26 protein-coding genes are annotated in these 26,394 nt (G+C 69.7%); 8 read left to right on the top strand and 18 right to left on the bottom strand.

Annotated elements, in window-relative coordinates; genetic code table 11:
- The 3 genes from GT354_RS10045 to GT354_RS10035 form a co-directional block, all read left to right on the top strand.
- Nucleotides 1-467 (top strand): P1 family peptidase (locus GT354_RS10045; protein WP_202511709.1); only part of this gene is annotated, 467 nt, incomplete at its 5' end.
- 123 nt (nt 468-590) lie between these two features.
- Entirely contained in the window at nt 591-1,472 is an 882-nt protein-coding gene (locus tag GT354_RS10040) for an MHYT domain-containing protein (RefSeq protein WP_161355922.1), read from the top strand.
- A 306-nt stretch (nt 1,473-1,778) separates the two neighbouring features.
- Nucleotides 1,779-2,909 (top strand): hypothetical protein, encoded by a 1,131-nt coding sequence (locus GT354_RS10035; protein ID WP_161355921.1) that lies wholly within the window; start codon nt 1,779-1,781, stop codon nt 2,907-2,909.
- A gap of 316 nt (nt 2,910-3,225) precedes the next feature.
- Here the strand turns inward: GT354_RS10035 and GT354_RS10030 are convergent, their stop codons facing one another.
- The 8 genes from GT354_RS10030 to GT354_RS09995 form a co-directional block, all read right to left on the bottom strand.
- Entirely contained in the window at nt 3,226-4,350 is a 1,125-nt protein-coding gene (locus GT354_RS10030; protein ID WP_161355920.1) for a nitronate monooxygenase family protein, read from the bottom strand.
- 134 nt (nt 4,351-4,484) lie between these two features.
- Nucleotides 4,485-5,642 (bottom strand): thiolase domain-containing protein, encoded by a 1,158-nt coding sequence (locus GT354_RS10025; protein WP_161355919.1) that lies wholly within the window; start codon nt 5,640-5,642, stop codon nt 4,485-4,487.
- Nucleotides 5,639-6,727, bottom strand: coding sequence for a lipid-transfer protein (locus GT354_RS10020; protein ID WP_346011961.1), 1,089 nt, complete (start codon nt 6,725-6,727; stop codon nt 5,639-5,641). The genes GT354_RS10025 and GT354_RS10020 overlap by 4 nt, the downstream gene beginning before the upstream one ends.
- A gap of 41 nt (nt 6,728-6,768) precedes the next feature.
- Nucleotides 6,769-7,764: an OB-fold domain-containing protein gene (locus tag GT354_RS10015; RefSeq protein ID WP_161355917.1), complete on the bottom strand. Its 996-nt coding sequence runs from the start codon at nt 7,762-7,764 to the stop codon at nt 6,769-6,771.
- 318 nt (nt 7,765-8,082) lie between these two features.
- Entirely contained in the window at nt 8,083-9,528 is a 1,446-nt protein-coding gene (locus GT354_RS10010) for a DUF4082 domain-containing protein (protein WP_237534573.1), read from the bottom strand.
- 277 nt (nt 9,529-9,805) lie between these two features.
- Nucleotides 9,806-9,979, bottom strand: coding sequence for a DUF397 domain-containing protein (locus tag GT354_RS10005; RefSeq protein ID WP_161355915.1), 174 nt, complete (start codon nt 9,977-9,979; stop codon nt 9,806-9,808).
- Nucleotides 9,980-10,340: 361 nt separating this feature from the next.
- Nucleotides 10,341-11,567 carry an alpha/beta hydrolase gene (locus tag GT354_RS10000; RefSeq protein ID WP_161355914.1) on the bottom strand — a complete coding sequence of 409 codons (1,227 nt, stop codon included), beginning with the start codon at nt 11,565-11,567 and terminating at the stop codon, nt 10,341-10,343.
- Between the two features lie 297 nt (nt 11,568-11,864).
- A complete protein-coding gene (locus tag GT354_RS09995; RefSeq protein ID WP_161355913.1) occupies nt 11,865-12,554 on the bottom strand; it encodes a nitroreductase in 690 nt (229 codons plus the stop codon).
- Between the two features lie 100 nt (nt 12,555-12,654).
- On the opposite strand from GT354_RS09995, the gene GT354_RS09990 reads away from it, so the two are divergent.
- A complete protein-coding gene (locus GT354_RS09990) occupies nt 12,655-13,239 on the top strand; it encodes a TetR family transcriptional regulator (RefSeq protein WP_161355912.1) in 585 nt (194 codons plus the stop codon).
- On the opposite strand, the gene GT354_RS09985 is transcribed toward GT354_RS09990, so the two are convergent.
- From GT354_RS09985 to GT354_RS09955, 7 genes are all read right to left on the bottom strand, one after another.
- On the bottom strand, nt 13,236-14,459 hold the full coding sequence (locus tag GT354_RS09985; RefSeq protein ID WP_161355911.1) for a methyltransferase domain-containing protein: 1,224 nt from the start codon (nt 14,457-14,459) through the stop codon (nt 13,236-13,238). The two genes, GT354_RS09990 and GT354_RS09985, sit on opposite strands and share 4 nt — an antisense overlap.
- Nucleotides 14,456-15,436, bottom strand: coding sequence for an ATP-grasp ribosomal peptide maturase (tgmB, locus tag GT354_RS09980; protein ID WP_346011958.1), 981 nt, complete (start codon nt 15,434-15,436; stop codon nt 14,456-14,458). The genes GT354_RS09985 and tgmB overlap by 4 nt, the downstream gene beginning before the upstream one ends.
- Nucleotides 15,426-15,782: a hypothetical protein gene (locus GT354_RS09975; protein WP_346011957.1), complete on the bottom strand. Its 357-nt coding sequence runs from the start codon at nt 15,780-15,782 to the stop codon at nt 15,426-15,428. The genes tgmB and GT354_RS09975 overlap by 11 nt, the downstream gene beginning before the upstream one ends.
- Nucleotides 15,783-16,004: 222 nt before the next feature.
- Nucleotides 16,005-17,090, bottom strand: a complete 1,086-nt coding sequence (locus tag GT354_RS09970; protein ID WP_346011956.1) for an ABC transporter ATP-binding protein — start codon at nt 17,088-17,090, stop codon at nt 16,005-16,007.
- Nucleotides 17,087-17,962: an ABC transporter permease subunit gene (locus GT354_RS09965; protein ID WP_237534572.1), complete on the bottom strand. Its 876-nt coding sequence runs from the start codon at nt 17,960-17,962 to the stop codon at nt 17,087-17,089. Before GT354_RS09965 ends, GT354_RS09970 begins: the two co-directional genes overlap by 4 nt.
- A complete protein-coding gene (locus tag GT354_RS09960; RefSeq protein WP_202511708.1) occupies nt 17,950-18,918 on the bottom strand; it encodes an ABC transporter permease subunit in 969 nt (322 codons plus the stop codon). Before GT354_RS09960 ends, GT354_RS09965 begins: the two co-directional genes overlap by 13 nt.
- A complete protein-coding gene (locus tag GT354_RS09955) occupies nt 18,915-20,102 on the bottom strand; it encodes an extracellular solute-binding protein (protein WP_161355909.1) in 1,188 nt (395 codons plus the stop codon). Before GT354_RS09955 ends, GT354_RS09960 begins: the two co-directional genes overlap by 4 nt.
- A 232-nt stretch (nt 20,103-20,334) precedes the next feature.
- Here GT354_RS09955 and GT354_RS09950 point away from each other — a divergent pair, with 232 nt between their 5' ends.
- A complete protein-coding gene (locus GT354_RS09950; protein ID WP_161355923.1) occupies nt 20,335-21,081 on the top strand; it encodes a GntR family transcriptional regulator in 747 nt (248 codons plus the stop codon).
- 266 nt (nt 21,082-21,347) lie between these two features.
- Here the strand turns inward: GT354_RS09950 and GT354_RS09945 are convergent, their stop codons facing one another.
- Both GT354_RS09945 and GT354_RS09940 read right to left on the bottom strand, forming a co-directional pair.
- Entirely contained in the window at nt 21,348-21,899 is a 552-nt protein-coding gene (locus GT354_RS09945) for an HD domain-containing protein (protein ID WP_346011954.1), read from the bottom strand.
- Between the two features lie 74 nt (nt 21,900-21,973).
- Complete coding sequence (locus tag GT354_RS09940) at nt 21,974-23,053, bottom strand: TauD/TfdA family dioxygenase (protein ID WP_161355907.1); 1,080 nt, start codon at nt 23,051-23,053, stop codon at nt 21,974-21,976.
- A gap of 292 nt (nt 23,054-23,345) precedes the next feature.
- Between GT354_RS09940 and GT354_RS09935 the strand changes: the two genes are divergently transcribed.
- Nucleotides 23,346-24,215, top strand: coding sequence for an AfsR/SARP family transcriptional regulator (locus GT354_RS09935; RefSeq protein WP_161355906.1), 870 nt, complete (start codon nt 23,346-23,348; stop codon nt 24,213-24,215).
- A gap of 160 nt (nt 24,216-24,375) precedes the next feature.
- Here GT354_RS09935 and GT354_RS53725 read toward each other — a convergent pair whose 3' ends face one another.
- Complete coding sequence (locus tag GT354_RS53725) at nt 24,376-24,717, bottom strand: hypothetical protein (RefSeq protein ID WP_237534571.1); 342 nt, start codon at nt 24,715-24,717, stop codon at nt 24,376-24,378.
- Here GT354_RS53725 and GT354_RS09930 point away from each other — a divergent pair.
- Nucleotides 24,697-25,491: an MMPL family transporter gene (locus GT354_RS09930; protein WP_237534570.1), complete on the top strand. Its 795-nt coding sequence runs from the start codon at nt 24,697-24,699 to the stop codon at nt 25,489-25,491. The two genes, GT354_RS53725 and GT354_RS09930, sit on opposite strands and share 21 nt — an antisense overlap.
- A 138-nt stretch (nt 25,492-25,629) precedes the next feature.
- On the top strand, nt 25,630-26,391 hold the full coding sequence (locus GT354_RS09925) for a DUF4232 domain-containing protein (protein WP_161355904.1): 762 nt from the start codon (nt 25,630-25,632) through the stop codon (nt 26,389-26,391).
- Nucleotides 26,392-26,394: the final 3 nt, after the last annotated feature.

Below are 26,394 nucleotides of genomic sequence, written 5' to 3'. Positions count from 1 at the left end.
ACGGGGCCGGCCTGGGCCTGCCCGGCGAGTTCCCGCTCGCGCCGCCCGAACACGCCGAGCACGCGGCCGCGTTGGCCCGGGCCGCAGCATTGGCGGAGGCGCCCCCGCCGCTCAACACGACGATCGGGATCGTGGCCACGGACGCGGTGTTGACGCGCGCGCAGGCGCACAAGGTGGCGGGCGTCGCGCACGACGGCCTCGCTCGCGCGATCCGCCCCGTACACACGCTCTACGACGGCGATGCGATCTTCGCGATCTCCACCGAGCGATTGCCGCTGCCCGCGACCGACCCGACCACGCCGTACGGGATGCACGCCGAGGCCGCGGCGTTGACCGCGATCCATGCCGCGGCGGCCGACGTGTTCGCCAGGGCCGTCGTCCACGGAGTCCTCGCGGCGCGTCGCGGCGGAAATGTTCCCGCGTATCGCGATCTTTATCCGACGGCCTCGTCGCGATACCCGGGCTGATCTTCGCCGCTTTTCGAAACCCGGCCTTGGTCATCGAATGTGTCTGGCCTATCATCAGCGATTCGGCGGCTGGGGTCTCCAACCGTCCTGGTAGTCGGATCAGGCCGGAAGCGGTATCTCAGCATGGGACACATTGATCACTTCGCGTACGGAATATTGACTCCCGTCGTCGCCTACATCATGTCGTGTGTCGGCTCCGCACTCGGCCTTTTGTGTACGACTCGGGCGCGCGCGGTAAGCGGTTGGGCACGAGCCCGTTGGTTGGTTTTGGGGGCCGCGTCGATCGGCGGAACCGGAATTTGGGTCATGCATTTCATCGGCATGCTCGGGTTCTCCGTGCAGGACACCGCGATTCGCTACGACGTCGCGAAGACGCTCACGAGTCTGGCGCTCGCGATCGTGGTCGTCGGTGTGGGGATGTCGGTCGCGGGCCGGCGCAAGGGCAGTGCCGTGGGGCTGGTGACGGGCGGCGTGATCACCGGGGGCGGCGTCGCGATCATGCACTACATGGGCATGGCGGCGATGAGCCTGCGGGGCACCGTCGAATACGACCCGCTCAAGGTCGTCCTGTCCGTGGTGATCGCCGTCGTCGCGGCCACCGCCGCGTTGTGGGCCGCGCTGAATGTGACCGGATTCGCGGCCACCACCGGCGCCGCGTTGATCATGGGAATCGCGGTCAGCGGAATGCACTACACGGGAATGTCCGCGATGAGCGTGCGCGTTCAGGGCAGCCACGGACTCGCCCACGGTGTCGAGGCATCGCAGTTCCTCGCCCCGTTGATCACCGGGATCAGCCTGTTCACGGTGATCACTTTGTTCATTGTCGCGCTGTCGCCGTCCGCGGACGAGATCAAGGAAGACGCCGACCTGGACGCCAGGTTGGCCCGTCTGACGAGTGGTCAGCATATTGCCCGCCACGTTGTCGCATCGACGGGTGGAAGCGGTTCGCGGCGGCGGCCGGCGGATGGCAACGGCCGGGATTACTTCCGCCCTTCCGGACAATGATCCGGAATTGCGGAGTCCGGTAAGGGACTTGGCATCTGCGGCCGAGCACATCGGCGTCCGGACCGAGCACATCGGCGACCCGGCCGACCACTTCGGCCCGCAACCGAGCACATCGGCGTCGCGATCCACCACTTCGGCGTTGCGATCGGTCCGGATGTTCCGCTGCGGGCCCGGGGGTTCGGGAATCGCTTGATTGCGTCAACGATGTGGCGCAGACTCGCACCGCGTCGCACCGCGCGCCCGGTCGCCCGGAGTGCGAGGTCGCGGCCCACGCCACCGCGTTGCCGCACCATCAGGAGGAGTCCGATGCCGATCCCCGTGCCGCTGGACGAATATCCGGTCCACCAGGTCCCGCTGTTCCACAGCGAAGTCGGCTCGACCGACCGGAACTTCTACGACCGCTGCATCATGCACGCCTACGACCGCGAGGGCGGGGTGCAGATCGCGACGGGGCTCGGCGTCTACCCCAACCTCGGCGTGATCGACGCGTACGTGGTGGTCCGCAAGGACGGGCGCCAGCACGTCGTGCGCACGTCGGGGGCGCTGGGCCCGGACCGGATGAAGCAGGAGGTCGGCCCGTATCGGATCGAGGTCCTGGAGCCGCTGTCCAGCGTGCGCGTGGTGTGCGACGCGCCGGAGCAGGGCATCTCGGTCGACCTCACGTTCACGTCGCCGTTCGCGCCGCTGCCCGAACCTCGACACGTGCAGCGCAGCGACTTCAAGCCACTGCTCGACGCGTCGCGCTTCGTGCAGATCGGCGACTGGACGGGCACCGTGACGGTGGCCGGCGAGGAGATCGCGGTCACGCCCCGAACCTGGTCGGGCTCGCGTGACCGCTCGTGGGGCATCCGCCCGTCGGGCGAGGCGCCACCGGCCGGGCGCCCGGCACGAACCGAGGGCTTTTGGTGGAACTGGATCCCGCTGCACCTGGGCGACCAGGCGCTCATGGTGATCGCGCAGGAGTCGGCCCAGGGACACCGCTTCCTGACCGAGGCGATCCGGATCTTCCCGATCGAGTCCGGCAAGGCTCCCGAACAGCTCGGCTGGCCCGAGTTCGACGTGCGCTATGCGTCGGGCACCCGGCTGCCGGACGGCGCCGCGATCCACCTGACCGACCGCAAGCGCAACGCGCTCACGCTGCATCTGGAGAACCACGGCTACATCGCGCTGAACGTGGGCGCGGGCTACGGCGGCGACCCGCACTGGCAACACGGCCAGTGGAAGGGCGAGGAATACCTCGACGGCGCGGTGTACGAGCAAAAGGATCCCGAGGTCGCCAAGCGAATCCCGTTCAGCGTGATCGACCACGTGGCCACGGCCCGGCTGACCGGCCCGGACGGCGCGGTGCTCGCCGAGGGCGTGGGGATCTTCGAGCACGGCACGTTCGGCCGGCACGACCCGTCGGGCTTCACCGGTTGGGACTCGGTCGCGCCGTAGCGGGCCGGGTCGTGGCAGCGCGGGTGGCAGCCGCTGCGAGGCAGCCGCGCGGGCGGCGGCGAACGGCTGGGCGGTAACGAGAAGGGGCGCTTCGCCGTGTGCGCGGCGGAGTGTATCCATGTCTTGTCCGCGACATCGCGACAACGCCCAAATTGCAGGGAAACCCGGACACATCGGGATACTCATAAACGCGGGGCCGGTGTAGGTGAACCCCCGTGACCCGCCGATCGCCGAGCCGTGCACGCGAGTCCTCCCGCGCGCACGGCTCGGCCGGCTCGGCACCGCACCACATGTACAGCCGTGGGTCGGTCTTGGGTCAGTCGTCCGCCAGGAACGCGCTCAGTCGCTCGGTCGTCTCGATCCACTCCTCGACGAGCGACATCACGACTTCCTGGGTGGGCCGGACCCGGTCCATCATTCCCACGACCTGGCCGACCGGCCAGCCGTTGAGTTCCTTGTTCTTGGTCCGGGTGAACCGCCGCGACGCCGCGTTGAAGATGATGCCCTGGAGCGGCATCGGCAACGGGTCGGGGTTCGCCGGGTCCTCCCACGCCTCGGTCCACGCGCTCCGGAGCTGACGGGCCGGCTTGCCGGTCATCGCGCGCGAGCGCACCGTGTCGGTGGACTTGGCCTCCAACAGGTTTTGTACGGACACCTCGTGCGTGTCGGCCTCGGCGACGGTGAGCCACAGGCTGCCCGTCCACACCCCCTGCGCGCCGAGCGCGAGCGCGGCGGCCATCTGCCGCCCGCCGCCGATGCCACCGGCCGCGAGCACCGGGACGTCGGGCCCGACGGTGTCCACGACCTGCGGGATGAGCACCATCGTGGAGATCTCGCCGCAGTGTCCACCGGCCTCGGTGCCCTGCGCGACCACCACGTCGACGCCTGCCTCGACCTGCTTCTGCGCGTGCCGGGGGCTCCCGCACAACGCGCCGACCAGGACGCCCGCCGCGTGGCACGCGTCGATGATGTCGGCCGGCGGCGGGCCGAGCGCGTTGACGAACATCTTCACCAGCGGGTGCTTGAGCGAGACGTCGATCTGCGCGCGCGACTCCAGGTCGACGTTGAGCCCGGCGGCCTTGACCGGCTTGTCCGCGAGCTCGGGCGGCAGCGGCGGAATCCCGTGGCTGTCCAGCAGTTCGTCGACGAACTGCCAGTGCTTCTCGGGGATCAGCTTCTCCAGGTTGGTCGGCAGCGCGGCCTCGCCGCCGCCCTTGCCGATGTACGCCATCGGGATCGCGAGGTCGACACCGTACGGCTTCCCGTCGGTGTGCTCGTCGATCCACGCGAGCTCGACCTCGAGCTGCTCCGGGTCGAACGCGAGCGCGCCGAGCACACCGAACCCGCCGGCCCGGCTGACCGCCGCGACCACGTCACGACAGTGGGAGAACGCGAAGATCGGAACGTCGATCCCGAGCTTCTCGCATATGGGGGGCTTCATCGCCTGAACCTCCGGTCACCGATTGAAGCCCCAGAATAGGAAGGCTCCTTGACCAAATCAAGGTCAAGGAGCCTTACTACTTTGAGCCTTACTACGTATCGCTCCGCTGCTTGAACCTCACCGCTCCCGACGGATCACGGTTTGTCCGCGCCCACCGCCCACATGGCGAAGTACTGGGCCGCAGCGCCGTAGGCCTGGGCCAGCGCCACCTTGGCGCCGTCGACCTGGTGCTCGCCGGCCGCGCCGCGGACCTGGAGGGCCGCCTCCAGGAAGCGCAGCATGCCCGAGGCGCCGATCGGGTTGGAGGACAGCACGCCACCGGACGGGTTGACCGGGAAGTCGCCGTCGAAGGCGGTCTCGCCGCGGTCGACCATCTTCCAGCCCTCGCCCACCGGCGCGATGTCGTGGCCTTCCAGCCACATCGGCTCGTACCAGGAGAACGGGACGTACAGCTCCGCCACGTCGATCTGGCGGCGCGGGTCGGTGATACCCGCCTGCTTGTACACGTCCCACGCGCAGTCGACGCCGGCCTGCGGCCGGATCGGGTCGCGGCCGTTGAAGGACGACGGCTCCGAGCGCATCGACGTACCCAGGATCCAGGCCGGCGGCCGACCCGCCGCCGCTGCCGCGTCGCCGCCCGCCTCGTCGGTGAGCACGATCGCGCCGGCGCCGTCCGAGGACGGGCACGACTCCAGGAAGTGCAGCGGGTCCCACATCATCGGGGACTCGCGGACCTTGTCGATCGAGATGTCCTTGAGCTGCAGGTGCGCGTACTGGTTGCGCAGCGCGTTCTGCCGGTCCTTGACCGCCACCTGCCACCCGATGTGCTCGGGCGCGCCGGACTTTTGGATGTACGCGCGAATCCACGGCGCGAACGCGCCACCCGCGCCGATCGAGCCCGACTTGCCGCCGCCGAGGCCGAACTGCGCGTTGCCCTCGGACTGCTTCTCCCACGCGACCGCGAGCACCCGCTTGTGTACCCGACTGCTGATCAGGTGGGAGGCGACGATCGCGGTGGACCCCCCGACGCTCCCCGCGGTGTGCACCCGAAACACCGGCTTGCCGGTACCGCCGAGCGCGTCCGCGAGGTAGAGCTCGGGCTTCATGACGCCCTCGAAGATGTCGGGCGCCTTCCCGATCACCACCGCGTCGATGTCGCTCCAGGTCAGCTGCGCGTCGTCGAGCGCGCGCTGCGCGGCTTCGCGGACGAGGCCCGCGATCGACAGGTCGTCGCGCCGCTTCTTGTGCTTGGTCTGGCCGATGCCTACGACGGCAACGCGCTCATGGGTCATCGGACGTCCTCTCCCGAAACGTCAGTCCCTTCCAGGACGCAGACGAGGTTCTGCTGAAGCGCGGGGCCCGACGTCGCGTGCCCGAGGGTGCGCGAGCGGCCGCCCACGATGACCTGGTCGGCCGCGTTGGCGATCCGGACCAGGCCGGTGGCCATCAACGGGTTGCCGGTGACCGCGCCACCCGACGGGTTGATCGACACGTCCTCGCCCAGACCGAGCGACTGACGCAGGATCACCTCCTGCGCGGTGAACGGCGCCATCAGCTCGGCGACTTCGACCCCGGCCACGCCCCCGGCCCGCTCGGCGGCGATCCGGGTGGAGACCGAGTCGGTCAGGTCGCGCAGCGCGGGGTTGTGCAGTTCGCTGCGGTGGTCGATCCCGGCGATCCACGCGGGGCGCTCGACCAGTTCGCGGGCCCGGCGGGCGGTCGCCATGACCACCACGCACGCGCCGTCCGAGATCGGCGGCAGGTCGCTCTTGCGCAGCGGGCTGCGCAGGTAGCCCTCGGCGAGCAGCTTGTCCACGTCCTGCTCGGCGTTGCGCAGCTGCTGCTGCTTCGCGTTGCCGACCGCGTCGCGGCGCGAACGGGCGGCGATCTCGGCGAGTTCGCGCTCGGTGGTCTTGCCGGACTCGATCAGCTGCCGAGCCTGGAGCGCGGCCAGCGAAACCGGGTCCAGGCCCAGCGGCGCGAGGTAGTACGGGTCGAGTTCGAGCGGGTACATCGCGGCCGGGTCACCGGTGGAGGACTTGCCCGAGCCCATCGCGACCGCGATGTCGATGTCGCCGTGCTTGAGGCGCACCCACGCCTCGTACATCGCCCACGCGCCGTCCATCTCGACGTGCGACTCGTGGATCGGCGGCCACGCGCCCATCGCGTCCAGGTTGGGTACGAACGAGAAAGTGCCACCCGAGATGTAGTCGCACGACCCCTGGCAGCTGAAGCCGACGTCGGAACGTTTGATCCCGGCCTTGCCCAGGGCCTCGTCCACGACCGCGAGCAGCATCTCGGTCTCGGTGAGCTCCTGTCGGCGCACCGCCGGGAGCTGCGCGGTCGCGACGATCGCGATGTCGCTGTCCTGCCGCACTGCCGTCTCCCTTGTCTCGCCTGCCTCTTGACGCACCGTCATCAGAACACCCGGTTCATGTACTGCTCGGCCGGCTCGTCGGGCTCACCCGTGGGGCGCCAGCCCTTGACGAACCCCGACACGGTTCCCCAGCCCTTGCTGGTGATCTCGGCGGCGTCCCGCTCGGCCTCGGGCATCCACTCGGCCTGCACCCGCATGCCGACCCGGATCTCGGACACCGGGATGTCGAGGATCACCTGCTGCGCGATGACCATCTCGTCGCCTTCGAGCACGACGGAGGCCCGCGCGAACGGCTCGGTCTCCTTCTGTCCGGGGTACGGCGTGGGCGTGATGATCGTGTAGTTGGACACGACGCCGCGGTCGGGCAGTACCTCGTCCAGCTCCGGGCCGAGCGTGATCGCGTCGACGGAGCAGTAACCGCGGCCCAGGAACACCCGGTTGCACTGCGGGCAGCGCTGCCCGGTGAGCCGACCGGCGCGCAGGTTGCCCGCGTAGCGGACCAGGGTGGGCGAGAGCACGTCGGTGTAGGTGATCTTGGAGTAGTACTCCATCGTGGTCACGTCCTGCGCCGCGCCGGGCTCGCCGGCGGGCGTCTCGGGGGTCTCCCCGGGGACGAAGCACACGATGTCGTCGATCCGCCCGACCGGCTCGTCACGCCACCGCGGCGCGACCCGCATGCCGGTACTGACGGCCTCGGGGCCGTCGGCCGCGAGCACGTGCACCAGGTCGGTGCCGGCGCCGTCGAGGCGCACGAGCACGAACGCGAACGGCTGCTGCAACGGGTGCGATTCGATCGGATTGTCGACCCACGTCCAGGACGTCACGGTGCCGGCGGGGCCGACCTCCACGAAGTCGTGGGCAAGCTCGTCGCCGGTCTGCGGGTCGTACTCCATCGGCGGCACGATCACCCGCTCACCGGATCTGATCCCGACGATCCGCCGGGCGGTCAGCTCCGAGAAGAACCGACCCATGACCGGTCCGAGTGTGCGCTTGTAAGGGAATTGAATCGTACTGACGGTCTGTGTCGACACGGTCATCCTCTCGGCCTTGGAACGAGGTCGGCCACCGGCCGAACGATAGGTAAGGTTCCTTGACGAGGTCAATGGATAACGAAAACATGTTCTCTTACACACGTCGCGCCGATGGCCTCTCCGACGCGGAGCCGCCTCGTCGCGGGCGGATCGGTTCGTCGGCGGTGGACGTCGCACCCGGCGCCGAAGGGCGCGGGGTCGGACGCGGCCCGAACATCCACGAACGGCCGATGGTGACCTGTCGGCTACGGATCGACCCGGGCCCACCGGGCATCGGCCGACGACACACGTCGACCGATGCCACGTGGACTCGACGGAGAAGGTCTAGCTGTTGGTGGTGAAGACGACGTCCACCCAGAAGTTGGTGCCGCTCGTGGTGCTGCTCGGGAAGCCGCTCGAACCGGGCTTGTACACGCCGTTGCCGCCGACGCTGCCGGAGGCGGGGGCGATGATCGTGCCTTCGACCGCGTCCGTCAATCCGCCGGCCGTGGAGGAGTACCGGCCCTCGGGGGCGAAGTACGAGGCCACGTATGTGGCGTTGGGGGCGATCCAGACCGGCTGGGCGAACGTCACCTGCTGCCAACCCGATTCGGATTCGTTGGTGAACGTGGCGGTGGCCAGTGGATAGCCCCCGCCGGCCCAGATGGTTCCGGTGTGCGGGCCGGTGTTGCCGGGACCCTTGTAGAACCGCAGACCGGTAACGAACCCCTGTACGTGGGCGCCGAATTTGACCCCGACTTCGATGCTGCCGGCGTCGTTGTCGGCGAGCACGGCCGGGGTCGCGTCCGAGGGCCGGATGGTGCAGGACGGGTTGCAGACGGGTGGCGGGCTGTCTGCCGTGGTGAAAGTCCAGCGCTTGGCGGGCATCGGGGTGCCGTCGAGGGATATCACGCCCGTCAGGTCGACGAAGTAGGTGTTGGCGGGCGACAAGTGATAGACGAGATCGAAGGTGGTGGTGCGGGTGGCGGCGTTGTACGTCGTCGTGCCGGCGCGGCCGCCGCTCTCGCCCTGCCAGATCTCCCACCGGATGGTGGAGGGTTGCACCTCCCGGTCGAAGGTGGCGGTGAAGTTGGTGTCGACCGGGACGGAGGTCTCCCCTGGCGTCGGGGCCATCTCGATGACCGCCGGTGCGGGACCGGGGGCGTCGGAGGTGTTGAACACCGGATCGACCCAGTAGTTGGTGTCGTTCCAGGTCGAGTTCGGGAATCCGGCACCGTAGAGGTACACCCCGTTGCCGCCGGCGGCTTCGCTCGCCGGTGCGGTGAGCGGGCCGCGAACGTGCGCGGTGGTCAGGCCGCCCTGGTCGGCGCTGTACCTGCCGTTGGGCGCCTGGTACGAGGCCACGTAGGTGGTGCCGGCGGTGACCACTACGGCCTGGGCGAAGTTCACCTGTTGCCAGCCGGAGTCGGACTCGCCGGTGAAGGTGGCGGTGGCCAGTCGATCGCCGGACGCCGACCACAGGCTGCCGGTGTGCGTACCCGTGTTGGTGGCGTCCTTCCAAAAGCGCACGCCGGTGATGTAACCGGCCCGGTCCGCCTGGAACTTGACGCCGAGTTCGGTGGCGGCGGTGTCCGGATCGGGGCCGGAGGAGGGTTGTTCGGTCGATGCCCACAGAGTGCACGGGCAGGTGACCGGCTGGGACGGGTCGCTGTCGACGCGGGAGCCTGCGGCCGCCCGGGAGGTCCCCGGTGCGGCCACGGTTAAGGCGAGCAATACCGCGAGGATCGTCGGAACGGTTGCCCTGTGCAGCCTTGGCCAAGGTATGTTCATGGGTGTCCCCCACTCGAACATCACTTCCCGGGACGGTTGCCCCGGGGCCGAGCTACGGGGAAGTCTGACGCACGCCCGGCCTCGTTGTCCGGGGTTCGTCCCCTCGGGAAGCGGCCCGCGGGATTCCGCAGCTCTCGCGCGGCTACCCGACCAAGAACCTCGGGCGAATCGCCCCGGCAGCGAAGAGCCCCACCACCCGGCAGCAGGCGGTGGGGCATCAAACACGGTGCCGGTATGGCGAGTTGCCACCCGGGCGGCTCGTCGCGGCGTCAGTCCTTCAGCGCGCGCAGCAGGTCTGCCCATGCGTCGGGGTGACGGCCAGGTGACCACGGCTGCGGTCCTGGGTGTCGCGCACGCCGGTGGCGATATCGATGGGGGCCACCTCGATACAGGATGCGTCGCCGTTCGAGTGGCGAGACTTGCGCCACAGGCGCTTATCGATGCTGGTCACAGGATCTTTTCTTGATCATCTGCCGGGACTCGTCTCCACTGATCGCGGCCGACCTGAAGTGCGCCAAGTCTCGGCGGTAGCGTTTGACCATACGTTCGCGCTTCAGGAAGTCCGTCCCCGACTGGTACTCAATCAGCGCCAAGGGCTGCTGCCCCAGGTCCGCCGCGAAGTCCGGAATCGTGACTCCGCCCAGGAAGACCCCCGCCCTACTTCGTCGACCTCACCGGCACATCGGAACCATCCGAACCGACGGGGGCTTCCGGACGTCGTCGCGGTGACGGGCGGCTCCGGCCGATCTTCGGCTGGAGCCGCGCCGCTCATGGGTCGATCAGTGGGCGATCAGGGGGCACTCATGGGTCGATCAGTCGGGTAGGCGGTCGAGGAGCCAGGTGCACAGCTCCTCGGTGACCGCGGTGTGACGTTCGTTCTGCGACGCGCAGAGGAAGTCGTCGACCTGGGCCTCCTCCGGGGGCAGCGAGTCGATGTCCGCGTACAGCTCTTCGTGGGTGTCGAGGTCGCGGATGGCGACCGCGCTCACCGCCGGGACGAAGCAGTGGTCCTTGATCGGGTTGTCGACGCCGAGGCCAATGACCTTGTTGAGCACGTCGGCGAGGATCTGGAAGCTTTCGAGGGTGCCGCCGGGGGCGCCGTCGATGTCCGGGAGGCGCTCGGCACGGACCTCGTTCTTCTGCGGCGTGATGAAGCGGAGCGTCGCCGCGAGCGTGTCGCTGCCGGTCGGCATCGTGCGCAGGTCGGTGCCGACGATGCCCAGGCCCTTGCCCTTGACCGCGGTCGTGCCGGGCTTGATGCCGTTGCCCACGCCGGTGCCCGTGCCGTTGGCGACCGCGATGATCCGCGGGATCCGCGGCCAGCCGCCGACCTTCTGCAGTTCGTCGAGGAACTCGGTGCGCAGCGGGCTGACGCCGGGCTTGTCCGACCAGTTCTCGATGTGCCGCCACAGCAGTTGCTGCGCGGCCGGGCTGTTCATCTGGTCGGAGAAGCGGCTGTCCAACTTGCGGATGTAGTGCGCGAACGCCTGGAGGGAGAGCGGGATGTAGGCACCGTTGTGCGGGCTGTCGTAGGAGAAGTACACGCCGACCTGGTGGTCGATCCGTTCCGTCTCCATCCTGGCGAGCGCGTAGCGGGTGACCAGGCCGCCCATGCTGAACCCGCCGACCATCAGGCGGGTGTTGCCCAGCCGTTCGGCGAGGGTGCGGTGGATCGCCGCCATGGCGGCTTGCGCGTTGTCGAGGATCGACGCGCTGCGCTCGTCGAAGCCGATCAGGACGACATCGCGTCCGCGCCGGCGCAGTTCGCTGATCAGCGGGTACGCGGAGCCCTCCAGGCCCGCCCAGAGGTCGTCCAGCGAACTCGGGCCGCTGTTGAAGCCGTCGGCCATGAGTACCGGCCGGACGATGCCCTGGTTGCCCTCGCCGTAGTACACCCAGGCTGTGCCGCCCGGGAGCGGCCAGGTGTCGTCCGGATTCGGCGCGGGCGCGACCTGCTCCGTGGACGGAAATGCGGCCAGCACGATGGGCTCGGCGGCCTTGAGCCCGTCGGTGATTTCGCGCTCGGTGGGTTCGGACATGCGTTTCCCCTGACCTGATCGGAGGTTGGAACGCGGCACCGACACACGGCACCGCAGCCATCCTGAACCGACCGGTCGCAGGCATGTCGACGCCGACCGGGAACGTCACTCGTTCGAGTGACTCCGGCATGGTTCATCAGGGGTAATCCCTGCATGGACAAAGGGGGTTGCCCGCCACCGCCTGCCTATACGCCACGCGCCGCGGCACCGCCCCCGCGCGGGTCCACCCCACACGCGGGGGGCATCTTCCGGGCGCCGGTCCTTCGTCGAGGCCGAGCGCACCGCGGTTCCGTGCCGTCAGGCGTGGAAGGTGGTGGTCTCGTCCCAGGCGGCACGTCCGGTGTCGATGTGGTTCACCGCTGCGGCGACGTCGGCGTATCCGAACGAGACCCCGACGAGCAGTTTGCCTGCGGTGCGGCCGAGTTCGGCGCGTACGTCGTCGGCGTAGAAACTCAGCAGTCCCTGCGGGCAGCTCGCCACGCCGTATGCGGTCATCGCCAGCAGCAGCGTCTGCATGTAGGCGCCGACGTCGCCGGCCAGCCGTGCGTTGTCCTGTTCGGAGACGAACAGGAACGCGACGTGCGGTGCACCGTAGAAGTCCAGGCTCTCGGCGTCGTAGGCCGCGCGCGCCGCATGGTCGTCCGGGCGGATGCCCAGTGTCCCGTAGAGCAGGCTGCCGAAGGCGGCCCGCCGCTCCTGTTGCACCGGCGAGTAGATGTCGTCGCCGTACGGGAAGTCGACCGACGTGCGGCCCGCGGCGTGGGCGGCCCGCAGAGACGCGGCCAGGCGCTCGCGCGGCGCGCCGCTGACCACCTCCACCCGCCACGGCTGGGCGTTGGAGTTGGACGGCGCCGCACCGGCCAGCGAGAAGATCGCGCGCATCGTCTGCTCGGGCACGGGCTCGGGTCGGAAGGCACGCGTCGCCCGTCGGCCGCGGATCAACTCCTCCGCGTAGCCGCTCAGCTCGGTGTGCTCGGACCGATTCATGGGACTCCTCCACGAGAATCAAGGTAAACGGTGCCGTTTCCTTGAGGTCGACGGTAGCCCCACGCCCCGCCCAAAGTAAACGCGACCGTATGCTTTCCTCATGGATGTGACGGGTGACACGACGCCGCGGCGAGGGCGGGGGGCAAGGGAGCGCATCTTGGCCGCCGCCGCCCGGCTGTTCGCGGAGCAGGGCATCTCCGCGACCGGCATGGAGCAGGTCGCGGGGCAGGCACCGGTGTCCAAGCGCACGCTGTACGTCCACTTCCGTTCCAGGGACGAACTGGCGATCGCCTACCTGCAGACGCTCGTCGCGTCCGGGGAGACCATGGAGAGTGTGCTGACCCGTGCGGACCTCGACCCGCGCGAGCGCATCCTCCACCTGTTCGATCAGCCGGTCACGGACGCGTCCGCGGTGCGCGGGTGCCCGTTCATCGACGCGGCGGCCGAGTTCCCCGACCCGACGCATCCGATTCACGCCTACGCCCGCGAACAAAAGCTCCGGATGGTGCGGTTGGTCACCGACCTGGTGACGGAACTGGGCTGCCGTGAACCCGTCGCGCTCGCCGAGCAGTTGGTCACCCTCGCGGACGGAGCGGCGAGCCGCGCCATGGTGTTGAACCAGGCGGACTACGGCCGGTACGCCCGCGCGGCCGCCACGACCCTGCTGGATCAGGCCCTCGCCTAGAGGGTCCAAGTGAGAGTGCGGCCGGTCGGGGTGCGCAGGTGTACGTGTTGGTCGTCCGGAGCGACGTCGACCGTGAACCATTCGCGGCGCGGGCGGTTCAGGGTGAGCCACAGGTCGTGGGCCGCTTCGATGTCGGCCCACAGGTCGTGCGATCCCGTCCAGGTGACCTGGACGGGCGCGCCCGGTGCGACCTCGGTGACCGTCGTGGTCGAGCCGTCGGCGGCGCGCAGGCGGGTGGTGTGCAGGCCGTCGCGGTGGTCGAAGGAGCGCACGGTGCCCGGCGCGAGGTGGAGTTGGGCGAAGAAGGAAAAGGTCCAGTCGTCCAGGATGCGGCCACCGAGCGGGGACACGCGCTCGCCGAGCGGGGACACGCGCCGGCCGACCTCCTGGAGGAGGGTCGGATCGCCCGCATGGTCGTCGATCCCGCCCCCGCTCCCGCCCCCGCCCCGCGACAACAGTGGCATGAACGCGGCCGGGGTATGCATCAGGCGACCCACCGCGCGTCCGTCGGCGAGCTTCTTGAGCCAGGCGATCGATCCGCCGGCGAGCGTGCCCTTGAGCGGAACCACCAGAACGGCGCCGACCGAGCACTGGTCGATCCACGCGCGTGGAACGCGGCGTACGGACGCACTCGCGAGCAGCCGGTCGTAGGGCGCGTTCGCGGCCCAGCCGTGCATCGCGTCCCCCTCGATCACGTCCGGGCTGAAGCCTTGCGTGCCCAGCCGTTCCCGGGCGGTCTCGACCAGATGTGCAGTGTGGTCGACGGTGGTCACTCGACCTTTCGTCAGCCACGACAACAACGCCGCGTTGTAGCCGCTGCCGGTGCCGACTTCGAGTACTCGTGAATCGGGCCGCAGATCGAGTGCGTCGAGCATGTCCGCCATCAGGGCCGGTGCGGTCGAGGACGACGTGGGGACCCCGCGCACCCCGGAAGCGGGAGCGTTCTCGGCATGCAGGCCGTCGATCTCGGTGATCAGCGAGGCGCCCGAGTACACCGCGGCCAACCATCCCGCCTCGTCGCCGGACCCGTCACCGGATCGCCAGGGCACAAAGAGATCGCCCGGTTCGCGGCGGTAGAAGACCGGCACGAAAGGATGGCGGGCCACGTTGAGGAACGCCTCCGCGATGCGCGCGGGCAGGACGACGTCCCCTTGGGCGATCCCCTCCACGAGCCCGACACGCGCGGCGATCAAGCGCTGTTCGTCGGCGCGGATGCTCACGACGCCCCTTCGAGGTAGTCGCAGATCGCCGCGGTGATCGGCAACCCTGTCGCCTGCTCGACGAATCCGTACTGCCCGGACGGGTTCAACTCCAACATCACCCAGTCACCGGCCGGAGTGATCACGAAGTCGAACGCGCCGTACGGCAGGCCGAGTCGATCGAGCATCGCCAACACGCCCCGGGACACCTCCGGCGGCGGATCGCCCACCCGGTAGCTCAAACTGGCGTAGTCGCGACGCCAATCCACCCTGGCCGCCGCGGACCCTGCGTGGATCTCGGCGGCGAACAAGCGGCCCGCGACCGCGGTGAGACGGCACTCGTACGCCTTCGAGACCGCCGGCTGAAACAGATGGGCGGTCGTGGTGATCGCCGGATCGCCCAACCACGCGGGGTCGACGATGCTCGCGTACACGGCGACGGAGCCCCCGTCCACGACTCCACGCACGGGCGCGAACGGCTTGTAGAGCAACGGCCCGTCGACCTCCGCCGCGAACGCCCGGGCCGCGGAGCGGTCGTTGGTGATCAACGTGCGCGGCACGGTCAGCCCGCACTCCGCGGCGACCCGCAGTTGGAGGGGCTTGTACTCGGCATCGGCCGCTCGCCCCGGTGGCGGCAGCCACCGGCACGGCAGCGCGGCCAGGAGACCACCGAACCCCAAACGCGCCTCACGCTCGGCGACGCGCCGCGCCACGACCGGCATCCCGGCCACGAATCGCGGACGGGTCGGGCGTCGGTAGTAGACCGAACGCACGGCGGCGAGATCGACCGAACGCCGACGGTTGGCCAACGTGCCGCCCCACGCGGCTCCGTCGAAGGTCGCGGAGAGCGTCAACTCCATCGGGAACTCGGCCAAATCAGCCCTGAACACCGGAACGGATCTACGGTTGAGTTCCTCCACGACCAGATCCGCCGTCGGATCGAACCGACCGGACAGCACCAGCACCGAACCGTCGGGGCGCCCGCACTCAATCGTCACTGGAACCGGGGTCGTCCGGCGCATCCATCTGCCCGGACGGCTGCGTGGGGCCGTAGGTCTTGGGGGGATTGCTGGTCATGTACACCCCCGGCGGCAGATCCTCGTAGACACCGGTCTGCGACTCGTGGTCGTAGGAGATGTCCTCCGGACGGATACCACCGGTGCCGACCACCGGCACCAGGAACCGAAATGCGAACGGCGCCGCGCCACTGTCGATCCGCACATCCGACAACTCGGACAGGTCCGGCAACGGTTCCACACCCGACGAGCTCAGCGGAAATCGCGACTCCGGCGCGTCCAAGGCCAGTCCGACACTTGTACGCGCATCAGCGGTCGTTTCGAACACGGTTGCCTCCCCGTATCGACAACTACCTTACGAGCATGCCCGACTACCTCAAGTCATGACAAGACGTACACATGTGACTCTGCTTCGCGTCCCACACGGCGGCGAGCATGTCCAACCGGCACCGGGCCTCGGACCCTGCCCCCAGTCGCATGCGGGGGTGGTGCCAACGAATTTGGCCTGGCCGTGTTGGCCGAGCTGCAGGATCGGGGCGATCGAGGCCGGCTACTTGCGTGGGGCGACCAGTACGGGCCGGTCCGGGAGGGTCAGTTCGGCCCGGGAGCCGAGGGGTAGGGCGGTTGCCGTGTGGGAGGGGACGTCCACCTTGACCGTCGAGCCGTCGGCCGTTCGTACGGTCAGGCGGGTGATCGCGCCCAGGAAGGCGGCGCCGAGGATTTGGGCCTTGCCGTCCTTTGCTGCCGCCACCTCGACCGACTCCGGGCGTACCAGTACGTCCACGTCGCCGTGGGTCGCGGCGCCGTCGATCGGCAGGGTGCGGCCGAGGACGTGCACCACCGCGCCGTCGGCGTGGGCCGGGATGCGACTCATCACGCCGACGAACTCCGCCACGAAGGCGGTTGCCGGGCGGGCGTACAGCTCTGCCGGCGGGGCGCATTGTTCGAGGCGGCCCGCGTTCATCACCGCGACCCGGTCGGCCATCGACAGGGCCTCTTCCTGGTCGTGCGTCACGAACAGGGTGGTGATACCCAACTCCTGTTGCAGGCGCCGGATTTCGTCGCGCAGGGTCAGTCGCACGCGCGCGTCGAGCGCGGACAGCGGCTCGTCGAGCAGCAGGACGCGCGGGCGCAGCGCGAGGGCCCGGGCCAGGGCGATGCGCTGCTGCTGGCCACCGGAGAGTTGGTGCGGGTAGCGGTCGGCCTTGTCGGGCAGGCCGACCAGGTCGAGGAGTTCGCCCGCGCGCGAGCGCCGTTCGGCGCGGCCCACACCGCGCATCCGCAGGCCGAACGCGACGTTGTCGAGGGCGCTCAGGTGGGGGAAGAGGCTGTACGACTGGAACACCATGCCCGCGTCGCGGCGATGCGCCGGTACTCGGGTGATGTCCTCGCCGTCGACGAGGACTTCGCCCTCGTCTGGCTGCTCGAAGCCGGCGACGACTCGAAGGGCCGTGGTCTTGCCGCATCCGGACGGACCGAGCAATGCCACGAGTTCGCCTCGGCCGACTGTCAGGTCCAGCCCGGCCAACGCCTGTACGCTGCCGAACGAGCGTCGTAGGGCCCGGAATTCGACGGTGGCGCCGGTGTGGCTCGTGGGGTCGGCGAGCAGGTTCGGCCGGTCGATGGTCGTGGTCACGAGGTCTCCGTGGTGGTGGTCCGAGCGCTGCGCGGGCGTCCCGCCGTGGCGAGCGCGAGCAGCAGTACCCAGGTGACGAGCAGGCCGATCACCGACACCGCGACCGACATCTCGGCCTGCGAGCCGCCGATGCCGACGATCCACACCGCGAACGGTCGGTAGCCCAGGATCGCGGCCACGGTGTACTCGCCGAGTACGAGCGCCAGGGTCAGGAACGTGGTGTTGAGCAGCGCGCCCCGCAGGTTGGGCAGGACGACCTGGAGCACCGCGCGCGGCCAACTCGCGCCGCATGCGCGGGCGGCCTCGACGAGCACCTTCAGGTCGATCGCGGCGAGGCCGCCGTCGAGCGTGCGGTAGGCCAGCGGCAGCGCCATCAGCGTGTACGCGAGCACGAGCACGATCGGGAAGTCCGGGTCCTGGATGGCGATGAAGGTGTCGTACAGCGGTGTATCGGCCAGGTGGTCCGGCCCCCACCGCAGCACCGTGCCGATGCCGGCGACCAGCGCGATGGCCGGCACCACGAGCGGCAGCGAGCACACCACCTCGACCACCCAGCGCAGCCGCGGTGCGCTCAGTCGCACCGTGATCAGTGCCGGCACCAGCAGAAGCAGCACCAACGTGACGGTGGCGGCGGCCAGTTCGAGGGTGAGGGTGAGGCTGTCGAGGAAGCCGTCGGCGCCCAGGATCCCGGTGTACGCGTCGAACGTGATGCCCTGGCCGGGTACATCGATACTGAACACCACCGAACACACCATCGGCAGCAGGAAGTACGTACCGGCGATCAGCAGGACGACGCCCCGCGACCAGCGGATCCGGCCGCGCAGTGCGGTTACGCGCGGTGCGGTTGCACGCGGTGCGGCTAGTCGAGCCATCGGGCGCTCCTGCGCTGAAGGGGCAGATGTACGGCGGTCACCAGACCGGCCACCAGGACCATGTCCAGGCTGAGCGCGAGCGCGACGTTGCCCTGATCCACCAGGACGTTGCCGGACAGCGCGTCGGCGATCTGCATCGTCACCAGCGGCACCGAGCTGCCGACCATCGCGGCGGCCGTGGCGTACGCCGCGAACGCGGAGCCGAACAGCAGCACGAATCCGCCGAGCAGCGCGGGGGTGAGGATCGGCAGGGCGACGTGCCACCAGTAGCGGACGGCGTTCGCCCCGTTGTTGCGGGCCGCCTCGCGCCACTGCTTGCGCAGCCCCTCCAGAGAGGGCGTGAGGATCAGCACCATGAGCGGGATCAGGAAGTAGAGGTAGACCACGGACAGGCCGGTGAAGCTGTACAGACTCCAGCCGTGGTCGGTCAGGTCGAACTTGCCGGTCACCACGCCCGCGTTGCCGAGGGTGGCGACGAACGCGAAGGCGAGCGCGACGCCGCCGAAGTTGGCCAGTACGCCGGACGCGGTCAGTACGGCCTCGCGCACGATCCGAAAGCGCGAGGTCACCACGGCGTAGGCGATCGGCAGGGCGCACACCGTGGCGATCAGCGCCGTGACCGCCGACAGTTTCACGCTGCCGATCAGGGCGGTCAGGTACGCGCCCCGCACGGACGCGGACAGGTTGGCGCCGGTCACGTGGACCCCGTCGGGGGCGGTGGCGGGAGTGGTGAAGGCGCCGAAGACCATCGCGGCCGTCGGGACGCCGAACACCACGGCGGCGAACACCAGGAGCGGCGCGACACCGAGCCAGTGCGGTACCCGACGCCGCCGCCGGGGCCGGGCCGCGCCCCGCTCGCGCGAGGCGAGCGGGGGCGCGATCCGGACGACGGCGGCGGGGGCACAGACATCGGAACCGCCGAGGCGGTTGGTGGAATCGGTGAGGTCGGCGCTCATCCGGCGACTGCCTGGGCCCAACCGCCGGTGAGGACCTTCTTCGCCTGGTCGACCTGTTCCGGGGCCGGGAAGACCGGGGCGCCGGCAGCGGGCACGGCGGGCAGCTTCGCGGACAGCGCGGCGTCGAGCGTGCCGGCCTCCTGCATCGCGCCCATCAGGGCCGGGCGGGCGTAGCCCTTGAGCCACAGGTTCTGGCCCTCGGTGCTGTACAGGAACTCCTGCCACAGCCGCGCGGCGGCCGGGTGCGGTGCCCACTTGACGATCGCCTGCGAGTAGTACTGCGCGTAGACGCCGTCGGCGGGGATGTTGACCTGCCAGTCGACGCCCTTGGACTTGAACTCGTCGGCGTAGCCCGCGTTGAGGTAGTCCCAGTCGATGCTGATCGGGGTCTCGCCCTTTTGCACGGTGGCCGGGGTCGATTCGACCGGGTTGTAGTTGCCGGCCTTCTTGAGCTTGCCGAAGAAGTCCAGGCCGGGCTGGATGTTGTCGTAGGACCCGCCGTTCGCGAGCGCGGCCGCGTAGACCCCGCCGAACGCCGAGCCGGACTTGGTCGGGTTGCCGTTGAGCGCGACCTGTCCCTTGTACTGCGGCTTGAGCAGGTCGGCGAACGTCTTCGGGCACTCCTTGACCCGGGCGGCGTCGCAGCCGATCGAGATGTAGCCGCCGTAGTCGTTGAACCAGCGACCCTGCGCGTCCTTCTGCGGCTCGGGGATCTTGTCGAACCCGGCGACCTTGTACGGCGCGAGCAGGTCCTGCTTGGCGGCGCTGAGCGCAAACGCGTTGCCGAGGTCGACGACGTCGGGCGAGCGGTCCTGGCCCTTGCGCTGGGTCACCGCGTTGATCTCGTCCTGGGACGAGCCGTCGGGGTTCTCGACATCGACCTTGATGCCGTATTTCGCCTGGAAGGCGTCGATCAGCGCGCCGTAGTTGGCCCAGTCGCGGGGCAGCGCGATCGCGTTGAGCTTGCCTTCCTTCTTGGCCGCGGCGATCAGCGCGTCCATGCCGCCGAAGTCCTGTACGGACGTGGCCGACGCCGCGTTCTTGGCCCCGGCGGGGGCGCCCGGTGCCGCGGGGTTGCCTGCGGCGGACGTCTTGTCGGATGCCGAGCCGCACGCGCTCAGGGTGAGCGCGGCCACGGCGAGGCCGGCAACGATTCCGGCCGTACGAACGCGGGGCACTGTCACTGGGTTCTCCTGGGGCTTCGAAAGCTGGAACGTCGGACTACGACTTCGAATGACGTGGCCGAGTTGGCTGTACAACTTCGTCCAGTACGCCTGACGCCGATGGCCGCAACATGAACGCAGCCGCAAGATCACGAGAGCTTCCCGGGAAATGAGCGTGCGACCCGGCCGGGCCCCGACGAACAGGTAGGGTCGCCACGGTCGGACGGCCCGGCGAGGGAGTTCGGGGGTGGCGATGGGGGCCAAGGGCGAGGCGCGATACCGGCAGGTCGCGGCCGATCTGCGTGCGGCGATCACGACGGGGACGTACGGCTCGGGCGGCCGACTGCCGGCCGAGGGCGACCTCGCGCAGCACTACGGCGTGTCCCGCGGCACGGTGCGTCAGGCGCTCGCGGTGTTGCGGGCCGACGGGATGGTCACGTCACGGCGCGGCACCCGGCGGGTGGTCCTGGGCGCGGCGCGTACGCAAAGCTTCGCCGAGTTGTTGAGCTTCACCCGCTGGGCGCGTTCGGTGGGCGAGGAACCGGGCGGGCGCACGGTCGCGATCGAGCGCGCGGTGGGCGACCCGAACGAGTGCGCGCAACTGGACCTGGAGCCGGACTCGCCGGTGTTCCGGGTGCTGCGGCTGCGGACGCTCTCGCGGGTGCCGGTGATGATCGAGCGCACCGTCTACCCGGAGCGGATCGGCACGCACGTACTGAACTTCCCGGTGGACGCGGTCTCGCACACCGAGCCACTGGAGGAGCTCGGCGTACTGTTCACCGACGCCGATCACACCATCGACCAGTACCCGGCCGACCCGGAGGACGCGCGCCTGTTGGGCTGCCCCCTGGGCACGTCCCTCCTGCGCGAACGCCGCCGCAGCACGGATCCCACGGGCGTCCCGGTTGAATGGTCCCAGGACCGCTACCTACCGGGCACCGTAGCCTTCACCGTCCACAACTCGGTGGCCACCACCGCGTTGTACCGCCGCCGAGGCTGAGCGTGTCCGCATCCGAAAGCCCCCTTACAGCCCGTCCGGCCCCTGAGAACAAACGCGACCGCAGCCATACCCAGCCCGTCCGGCGCCTGAGGACAACCGGCCGAAGGCCGCACAGAGTCAGCCCGTCCGGCGCTTGAGAACAAACGCGACCGCAGCCATATCCAGCCCGTCCGGCGTTTGAGGACAACGGCACCACGCCGCCCGACCCCCCAGCCCGTCCGGCGTCTGAGGACAAACCCAGCCCGGCCGGCGATCGAGGCCAACCCTCAAGGCAACAGCAGCCGCGCCAACAACGGCCGAAAAGCCCCGAACCCCGGCCCCACCACAGAGGCGTCCTTCGCAGCCTCGTCCCACCGCCGAAGCCGCACCGCGTCGACCGCGTAGGCCCCCGCCGCAAACGCCCGCGCCTCCACCACCCCCATCGGCCCACCCTGCACAGCCAACGTGTACACCGAGGCCTCGGACAACCGAGCCACATACCCAGGCTCGACCGCGCACAGATACCGCTTCGCGGCCACGTGCAGACGGATCGGCTCCGTCACCTCCGGCCCGAACCGCGCCGCCAACCAATCGGCCCCCGTGTGGCTGTGCCGGTTGTCCTCGCCCGCCATCAGGTCCCGACCGGTCAACGGCCCGTGGAAATGCCCGATGTCGTGCAACAACGCAGCCGCGACCAGGTGCTCGCCCGCCCCGTCCGCCTCGGCGAGAGCCGCCGCCTGGAGCATGTGCTCGGCCATCGTGACCGCCTCGCCCAGATACTCCCCCGCCCCCTGATCGGCGAAGTAACCCGCGATCTCGTCGAGAATCCGAGTGTCCACGTCACCCCCGCGCCCGGCGCCCACCTCACCGCCCCGAGCCGGCCCAGCCCCCGTCTCGTCGCCCTGACGCCCCATCACAACGCAGCCCCCGTCCCCCGGTTCAACACGCCCAACGTGCTGGACAGCCCATCCAAGTCCGCGTAACAGCCCTGCAAGTGCCGCGCGCCCGCCCCATCGAACGCCGTACGCGCATGCAGAACCCGAGTGTTGTCGAACACCACGCAGTCCCCAGGCAACAACCGCATCGTCCGCATCAGTTCGAGCCGCGCCAACACCTCGGCAAACGCCCGATAGGCCGCGTAGAAGCCCGTCAACTCCGTGAACGGAAGCCGCAACGTGCCCATCGACCGGTTGTTGAACCGCACCTCGCGGATCCGCCCGCCCCCGTCCGCGCCGATGATCGGCCGGTGCGCCCGCAACTGCGTGTGCGCGTCGCGAAACTCGAAAGGGACCGGCGTCCTGACCAACACCTGGTACGCGTCCGGCTGTTCGTCCCGCAGCAGCGCCGCGGCCCGGAAGCCGTCGACGAACCCCGAATCGCCCCCGGCGGCCTCGTTGGTCAGGCAGTGCAGCAGTTGCAGGGTCGGCACCGGGTCCCGGTACGGGTTGTCGGTGTGCGGCGTGATCCGCACCGACGTGAAGGCCAGGTTGTTGGGCTTGTCCTCGACCCGAACATCGAACAACCGCCCGTAGTTCGTCTCCCGCACGAAACCGAACGTCTCGGCCACTGCCAGCACTTGCTCCTCGACCCGAGGAACGCCCCGCAGGAGCGCGAGGCCCAGCCCCTCGACCGCGGACAACGCCGGTGCCGGATCGCTCGTGTAGTCGGCCCAGTCGAACTCGAAGCGCAGCGCGTCCAGATCGGCCGCGTCCCACAACGACTTGCCTTCCTCGCCCCGCGGATCCGGCTCGCCGGGCGCGTCGAACCACGCCCGCGCGTACACGGAACGGTGCCCGTCGGGCGCCCACACGATCTCGACGTCCGACCCGCTCTCGCGCACCTCGGCCGCGACCGGGTCCGGCGGAAGGTCGGTGATCTGGAACAGCTTCTGCCCACTGCGCGGATCGCGACATTGCGGGCACGGACAATTGTCCCGCAGCCAGACGGCAGGCAGGCTGCCGATGTCCAAGATGGTCGCTGCGGTGGTGGCCATGGGCGTCTCCTCGATCTCACAGAGTACTCGAAGTTGTATGTACAACTTCACCGAGAGGTCAGAATCGCAGAGTCGTATGAGCACGCGGCCACACGCGCGTGACGTCCACATGAACACGCGCCCGCCGCCGAACCACCCCTCGAAACGGCCCACCGAGGGCGAGTGAGGGTCCCTCAATCCCGGGGCAATTCGGAACCCCATCCCCTGATGTTCCGTCCCTCCCGATATGACGAGGGGGATTCCGTCGCGCGGGCAGGTTGGGGAGCCACCGCGCAACGACGAATCGGGGGGCTTGTCCTTCCACGTGTTGGGGCCTACCCGGGTTTTGGGCCCCGACGGAGACGTACTGAACATCGGCCCGCGCCGTCAGCGCGAGCTGTTGACGCTGCTGTTGCTGCGGCCGGGGGTCGCGGTCCCGGTCGAGCGGCTGGCCGAGGAGCTGTGGCACGGTCGGCCGCCGGGCGGCGCCAGATCCACGCTGCACGCCTACCTGGCCGGCCTTCGCCGGGTACTCGAACCGGGCCGACGTACACCGTTTCGCGTCCTGACCACGCGCGACGACGCGTACGCTCTGGAAGTGCCGGCAAGCGCGCTCGACGCCGGCAGGCTACGCGCGCTGATCGCGGCCGCGCGTACCGCGACCGCGGCCCGCGAACACACCCGCGCGCGGGAACTGCTTGGCGCGGCCCAACTCCTTTGTGGTGGCGAGCCGTTCGCTGATCTGGTCGACCATGCGGCGGCCGGCGCCGAGCGTACGCGGCTGCGGGAGGAGTACGTGGGGCTTCAGGAAGACTCGGCCGAATGCCGCCTGACGTTGGGCGAACACACGCTGATCATCGGCGACTTGGCCGCCATGGTCGACGAACACCCGTTGCGCGAACGCCCACGCGCCCAACTCGCCCTCGCCCTGTACCGCTCGGGCCGCCAGGCCGAGGCGCTCCAGGCCCTGGAGGCGGGCCGCCGCGCCTTCGCCGAGGAACTCGGCCTGGACCCGAGTGCACGCCTGCGCGACCTCCACACCGCGATCCTGCGCCAGGACCCGACCCTGACCCTTCCCGACCAGCCGGCCGCCCGCACGCGGTGCGGACGACGCCGACCGATCCGCCGCACGGCGAGCGGAGCCCGGGCCGGGTGCACCTGCCCGGCCCTGCGCAGGGGCTAGACCGCGAGGGAGCCCGCGCGGTCTCGCCGCACCCGGCCGGGCAGCGGCGCTTGGCGGGATGGCGCTTGGCGGACCGCCCGCCCGGCGTCGATCGAACATCCGTACGTCCCGGCGTCGACTGCCGCCGCGATGTTCCACGTGGAACCCCCTGCCGTGCAGGTCAGGAGACTCCCGCGAGGGCCAGGGTGGCCGCGACCAGGCGGGACGTATCGGCGTCGAGAGCGTTCGCGGTGTCCTCGCCCATGACCGGATGGCGTTGCGCTATCCCGTCGAAACCGGCCGGGAAGAAGCGCGCGACGGACAATGGTTCGACCGTGAGCGAGCAGCCGGTACGCGCGGCGACCTCGGCGAGGAGGTCGGCGGCCATCTTCTCCGGGTGGTGCTGGTGGGCGACCAGCACCACCCGAAGGTCCGGGTCCCACATCGAGTGCGTGGTCGGTTCGGCCGGCAACAGGTAGCGACCCGGCTGTTCGCGCAGCCCTTGGATCAGCATCTCGGCCATGCGCCGGATGGATTCCGCGAAGTCCTGATCGGCCGGGACCACCAGGCATACGTGCTCGACCGGTTCGGCGGTCACCTGCGTTGGCTCACCGACATCGTCCCGGTCCCGAAGGTCGGCCCGGTGGTGAGCTTCCTACCGATCCCGCTGATCGCCGTGCTCTTCGGCCTGGCCATGGACTACGAACTGTTCCTGGTCTCGCGCATGAAGGAGGAACGTGCCCACGGCGCGGAGCCCAAGCAGGCGATCATCGCCGGCTTCACAGGCGGCGCAAGGGTGGTGACGGCCGCCGCCCTGATCATGATCGCGGTCTTCGGCAGCTTCGTCTTCTCCCCAAGATCGACATGGAGGGCGAAGTCCTCGCCCGGACCCGGCCCACCCCACAACCCCGCCCCGAACCGGCGAACACCTGACCCCCACATCCCCACACCGCGCGACCTTGAGGCATTCCTCGGGGCCGCGCCGCCGTGGTGTGGACCGCCGGCCGTCCGCTTCGAGGTGGCGGTTCTGCCTACCGATATCGATGAACGGCTGTTGTGTGTCGGGGCGTTGGCCCGCACGACGGTCGAGTCGACGATTGAGGGGAGGCCACGTGCGGTGCGGGCCGCGTGTTACCGGGCCGGCGGTGGGACCGGCGGTTGCGCCGCAGGTCGGCGGGGCCCCTGTAACCGCCCGCCGCGCCGAACCGTGACCGCCGCCACCAGGGCAAACGCACCGCTGCCAGGGAACGGAACGGAACATGTCAGGCAGACCCTGTTCCCGTTCGTGACCATGTAACCGGTCCGTGACAGCGGCGTCGTGGAGCGACGATGCACGTATCCCCCCGGCCCGAGGCCCCTCCGTAGTGATCGAGGCAAGCACCGAGGAACCGAAAACGCTTCGGCTCCAACGACCGAAACCCAAGGGGCCCTTCACATGTCCGCCAACCGCTTCAAGGCCGTCCTCGTCTCCGCAGCCCTCGTCGGCGGCGCCATGCTGATGACCGCGTGCCAGGAATCGGACTCGGGCTCGAACACCGCACAGAACACCACGACCACCCCTCCCGCCGCCCAACCGGCGGTCCCACCGCCCGCCCCCTCGACCACGGGCGGCAACCAGGCCGGCGGCGGGAACACCACCGCCGCCAAGGACTCCGGCACCAAGAACTCCCCCGCCGCCCAGAAGGATTCCCCCACCAAGGAATCCTCCGGCAAGACCTCCGGCGGGCAAGGCACCACGACCGGCGGCGCCGGATCCGGCGACAGCGGCTCGATCGGCAAGTGCCGCACCGCCGACCTGCAGATGCGGGCGGAAGACGCGACCATCAGCGGCGACGCCGACCACACCGTCCTGGTGACGTTCAGGAACATCGGCCACAACTGCACGATGTCCGGCTTCGCGGGCGTCGACCTGCTCACCGACCAGGGACCGCTGTCCGCCAAGCGCGTCGGTGCGCCGGCCGAACCGTTCACCCTCAAGAACGACACGTCGGTGTCCTTCGGCATCGACTACCCGGCCAACGACACCGGCGGCTCCGGCGTCCGCATCACCGGCATACAGGTCACCCCGCCCGGAGAGACCGAGACGGTCCCCCTCCAGTGGCCGGGCACCGCCTCGCTGCCCGTCACCGACGGCGCCGGCTCCCCGGTCAAGGTCACCCCCATGGGCGGCGCCGGCCAAGGCGGCATGGACGACTGACAC

The organism is Streptomyces sp. SID3343 (assembly GCF_009865215.1).
Lineage (GTDB): Bacteria > Actinomycetota > Actinomycetes > Streptomycetales > Streptomycetaceae > Embleya.
This window is presented reverse-complemented; position numbering and strand designations above follow the sequence as displayed.

Bases quoted from the DNA above. Each gene is read 5' to 3' on its own strand.
- GT354_RS10040 (WP_161355922.1), top strand. From the start codon at position 591: ATGGGACACATTGATCACTTCGCGTACGGAATATTGACTCCCGTCGTC.
- GT354_RS10035 (WP_161355921.1), top strand. From the start codon at position 1,779: ATGCCGATCCCCGTGCCGCTGGACGAATATCCGGTCCACCAGGTCCCG.
- GT354_RS10030 (WP_161355920.1), bottom strand. From the start codon at position 4,350: ATGAAGCCCCCCATATGCGAGAAGCTCGGGATCGACGTTCCGATCTTC.
- GT354_RS10025 (WP_161355919.1), bottom strand. From the start codon at position 5,642: ATGACCCATGAGCGCGTTGCCGTCGTAGGCATCGGCCAGACCAAGCAC.
- GT354_RS10015 (WP_161355917.1), bottom strand. From the start codon at position 7,764: ATGACCGTGTCGACACAGACCGTCAGTACGATTCAATTCCCTTACAAG.
- GT354_RS10010 (WP_237534573.1), bottom strand. From the start codon at position 9,528: ATGAACATACCTTGGCCAAGGCTGCACAGGGCAACCGTTCCGACGATC.
- GT354_RS10000 (WP_161355914.1), bottom strand. From the start codon at position 11,567: ATGTCCGAACCCACCGAGCGCGAAATCACCGACGGGCTCAAGGCCGCC.
- GT354_RS09995 (WP_161355913.1), bottom strand. From the start codon at position 12,554: ATGAATCGGTCCGAGCACACCGAGCTGAGCGGCTACGCGGAGGAGTTG.
- GT354_RS09990 (WP_161355912.1), top strand. From the start codon at position 12,655: ATGGATGTGACGGGTGACACGACGCCGCGGCGAGGGCGGGGGGCAAGG.
- GT354_RS09965 (WP_237534572.1), bottom strand. From the start codon at position 17,962: ATGGCTCGACTAGCCGCACCGCGTGCAACCGCACCGCGCGTAACCGCA.
- GT354_RS09960 (WP_202511708.1), bottom strand. From the start codon at position 18,918: ATGAGCGCCGACCTCACCGATTCCACCAACCGCCTCGGCGGTTCCGAT.
- GT354_RS09950 (WP_161355923.1), top strand. From the start codon at position 20,335: ATGGGGGCCAAGGGCGAGGCGCGATACCGGCAGGTCGCGGCCGATCTG.
- GT354_RS09940 (WP_161355907.1), bottom strand. From the start codon at position 23,053: ATGGCCACCACCGCAGCGACCATCTTGGACATCGGCAGCCTGCCTGCC.
- GT354_RS53725 (WP_237534571.1), bottom strand. From the start codon at position 24,717: ATGGCCGAGATGCTGATCCAAGGGCTGCGCGAACAGCCGGGTCGCTAC.
- GT354_RS09925 (WP_161355904.1), top strand. From the start codon at position 25,630: ATGTCCGCCAACCGCTTCAAGGCCGTCCTCGTCTCCGCAGCCCTCGTC.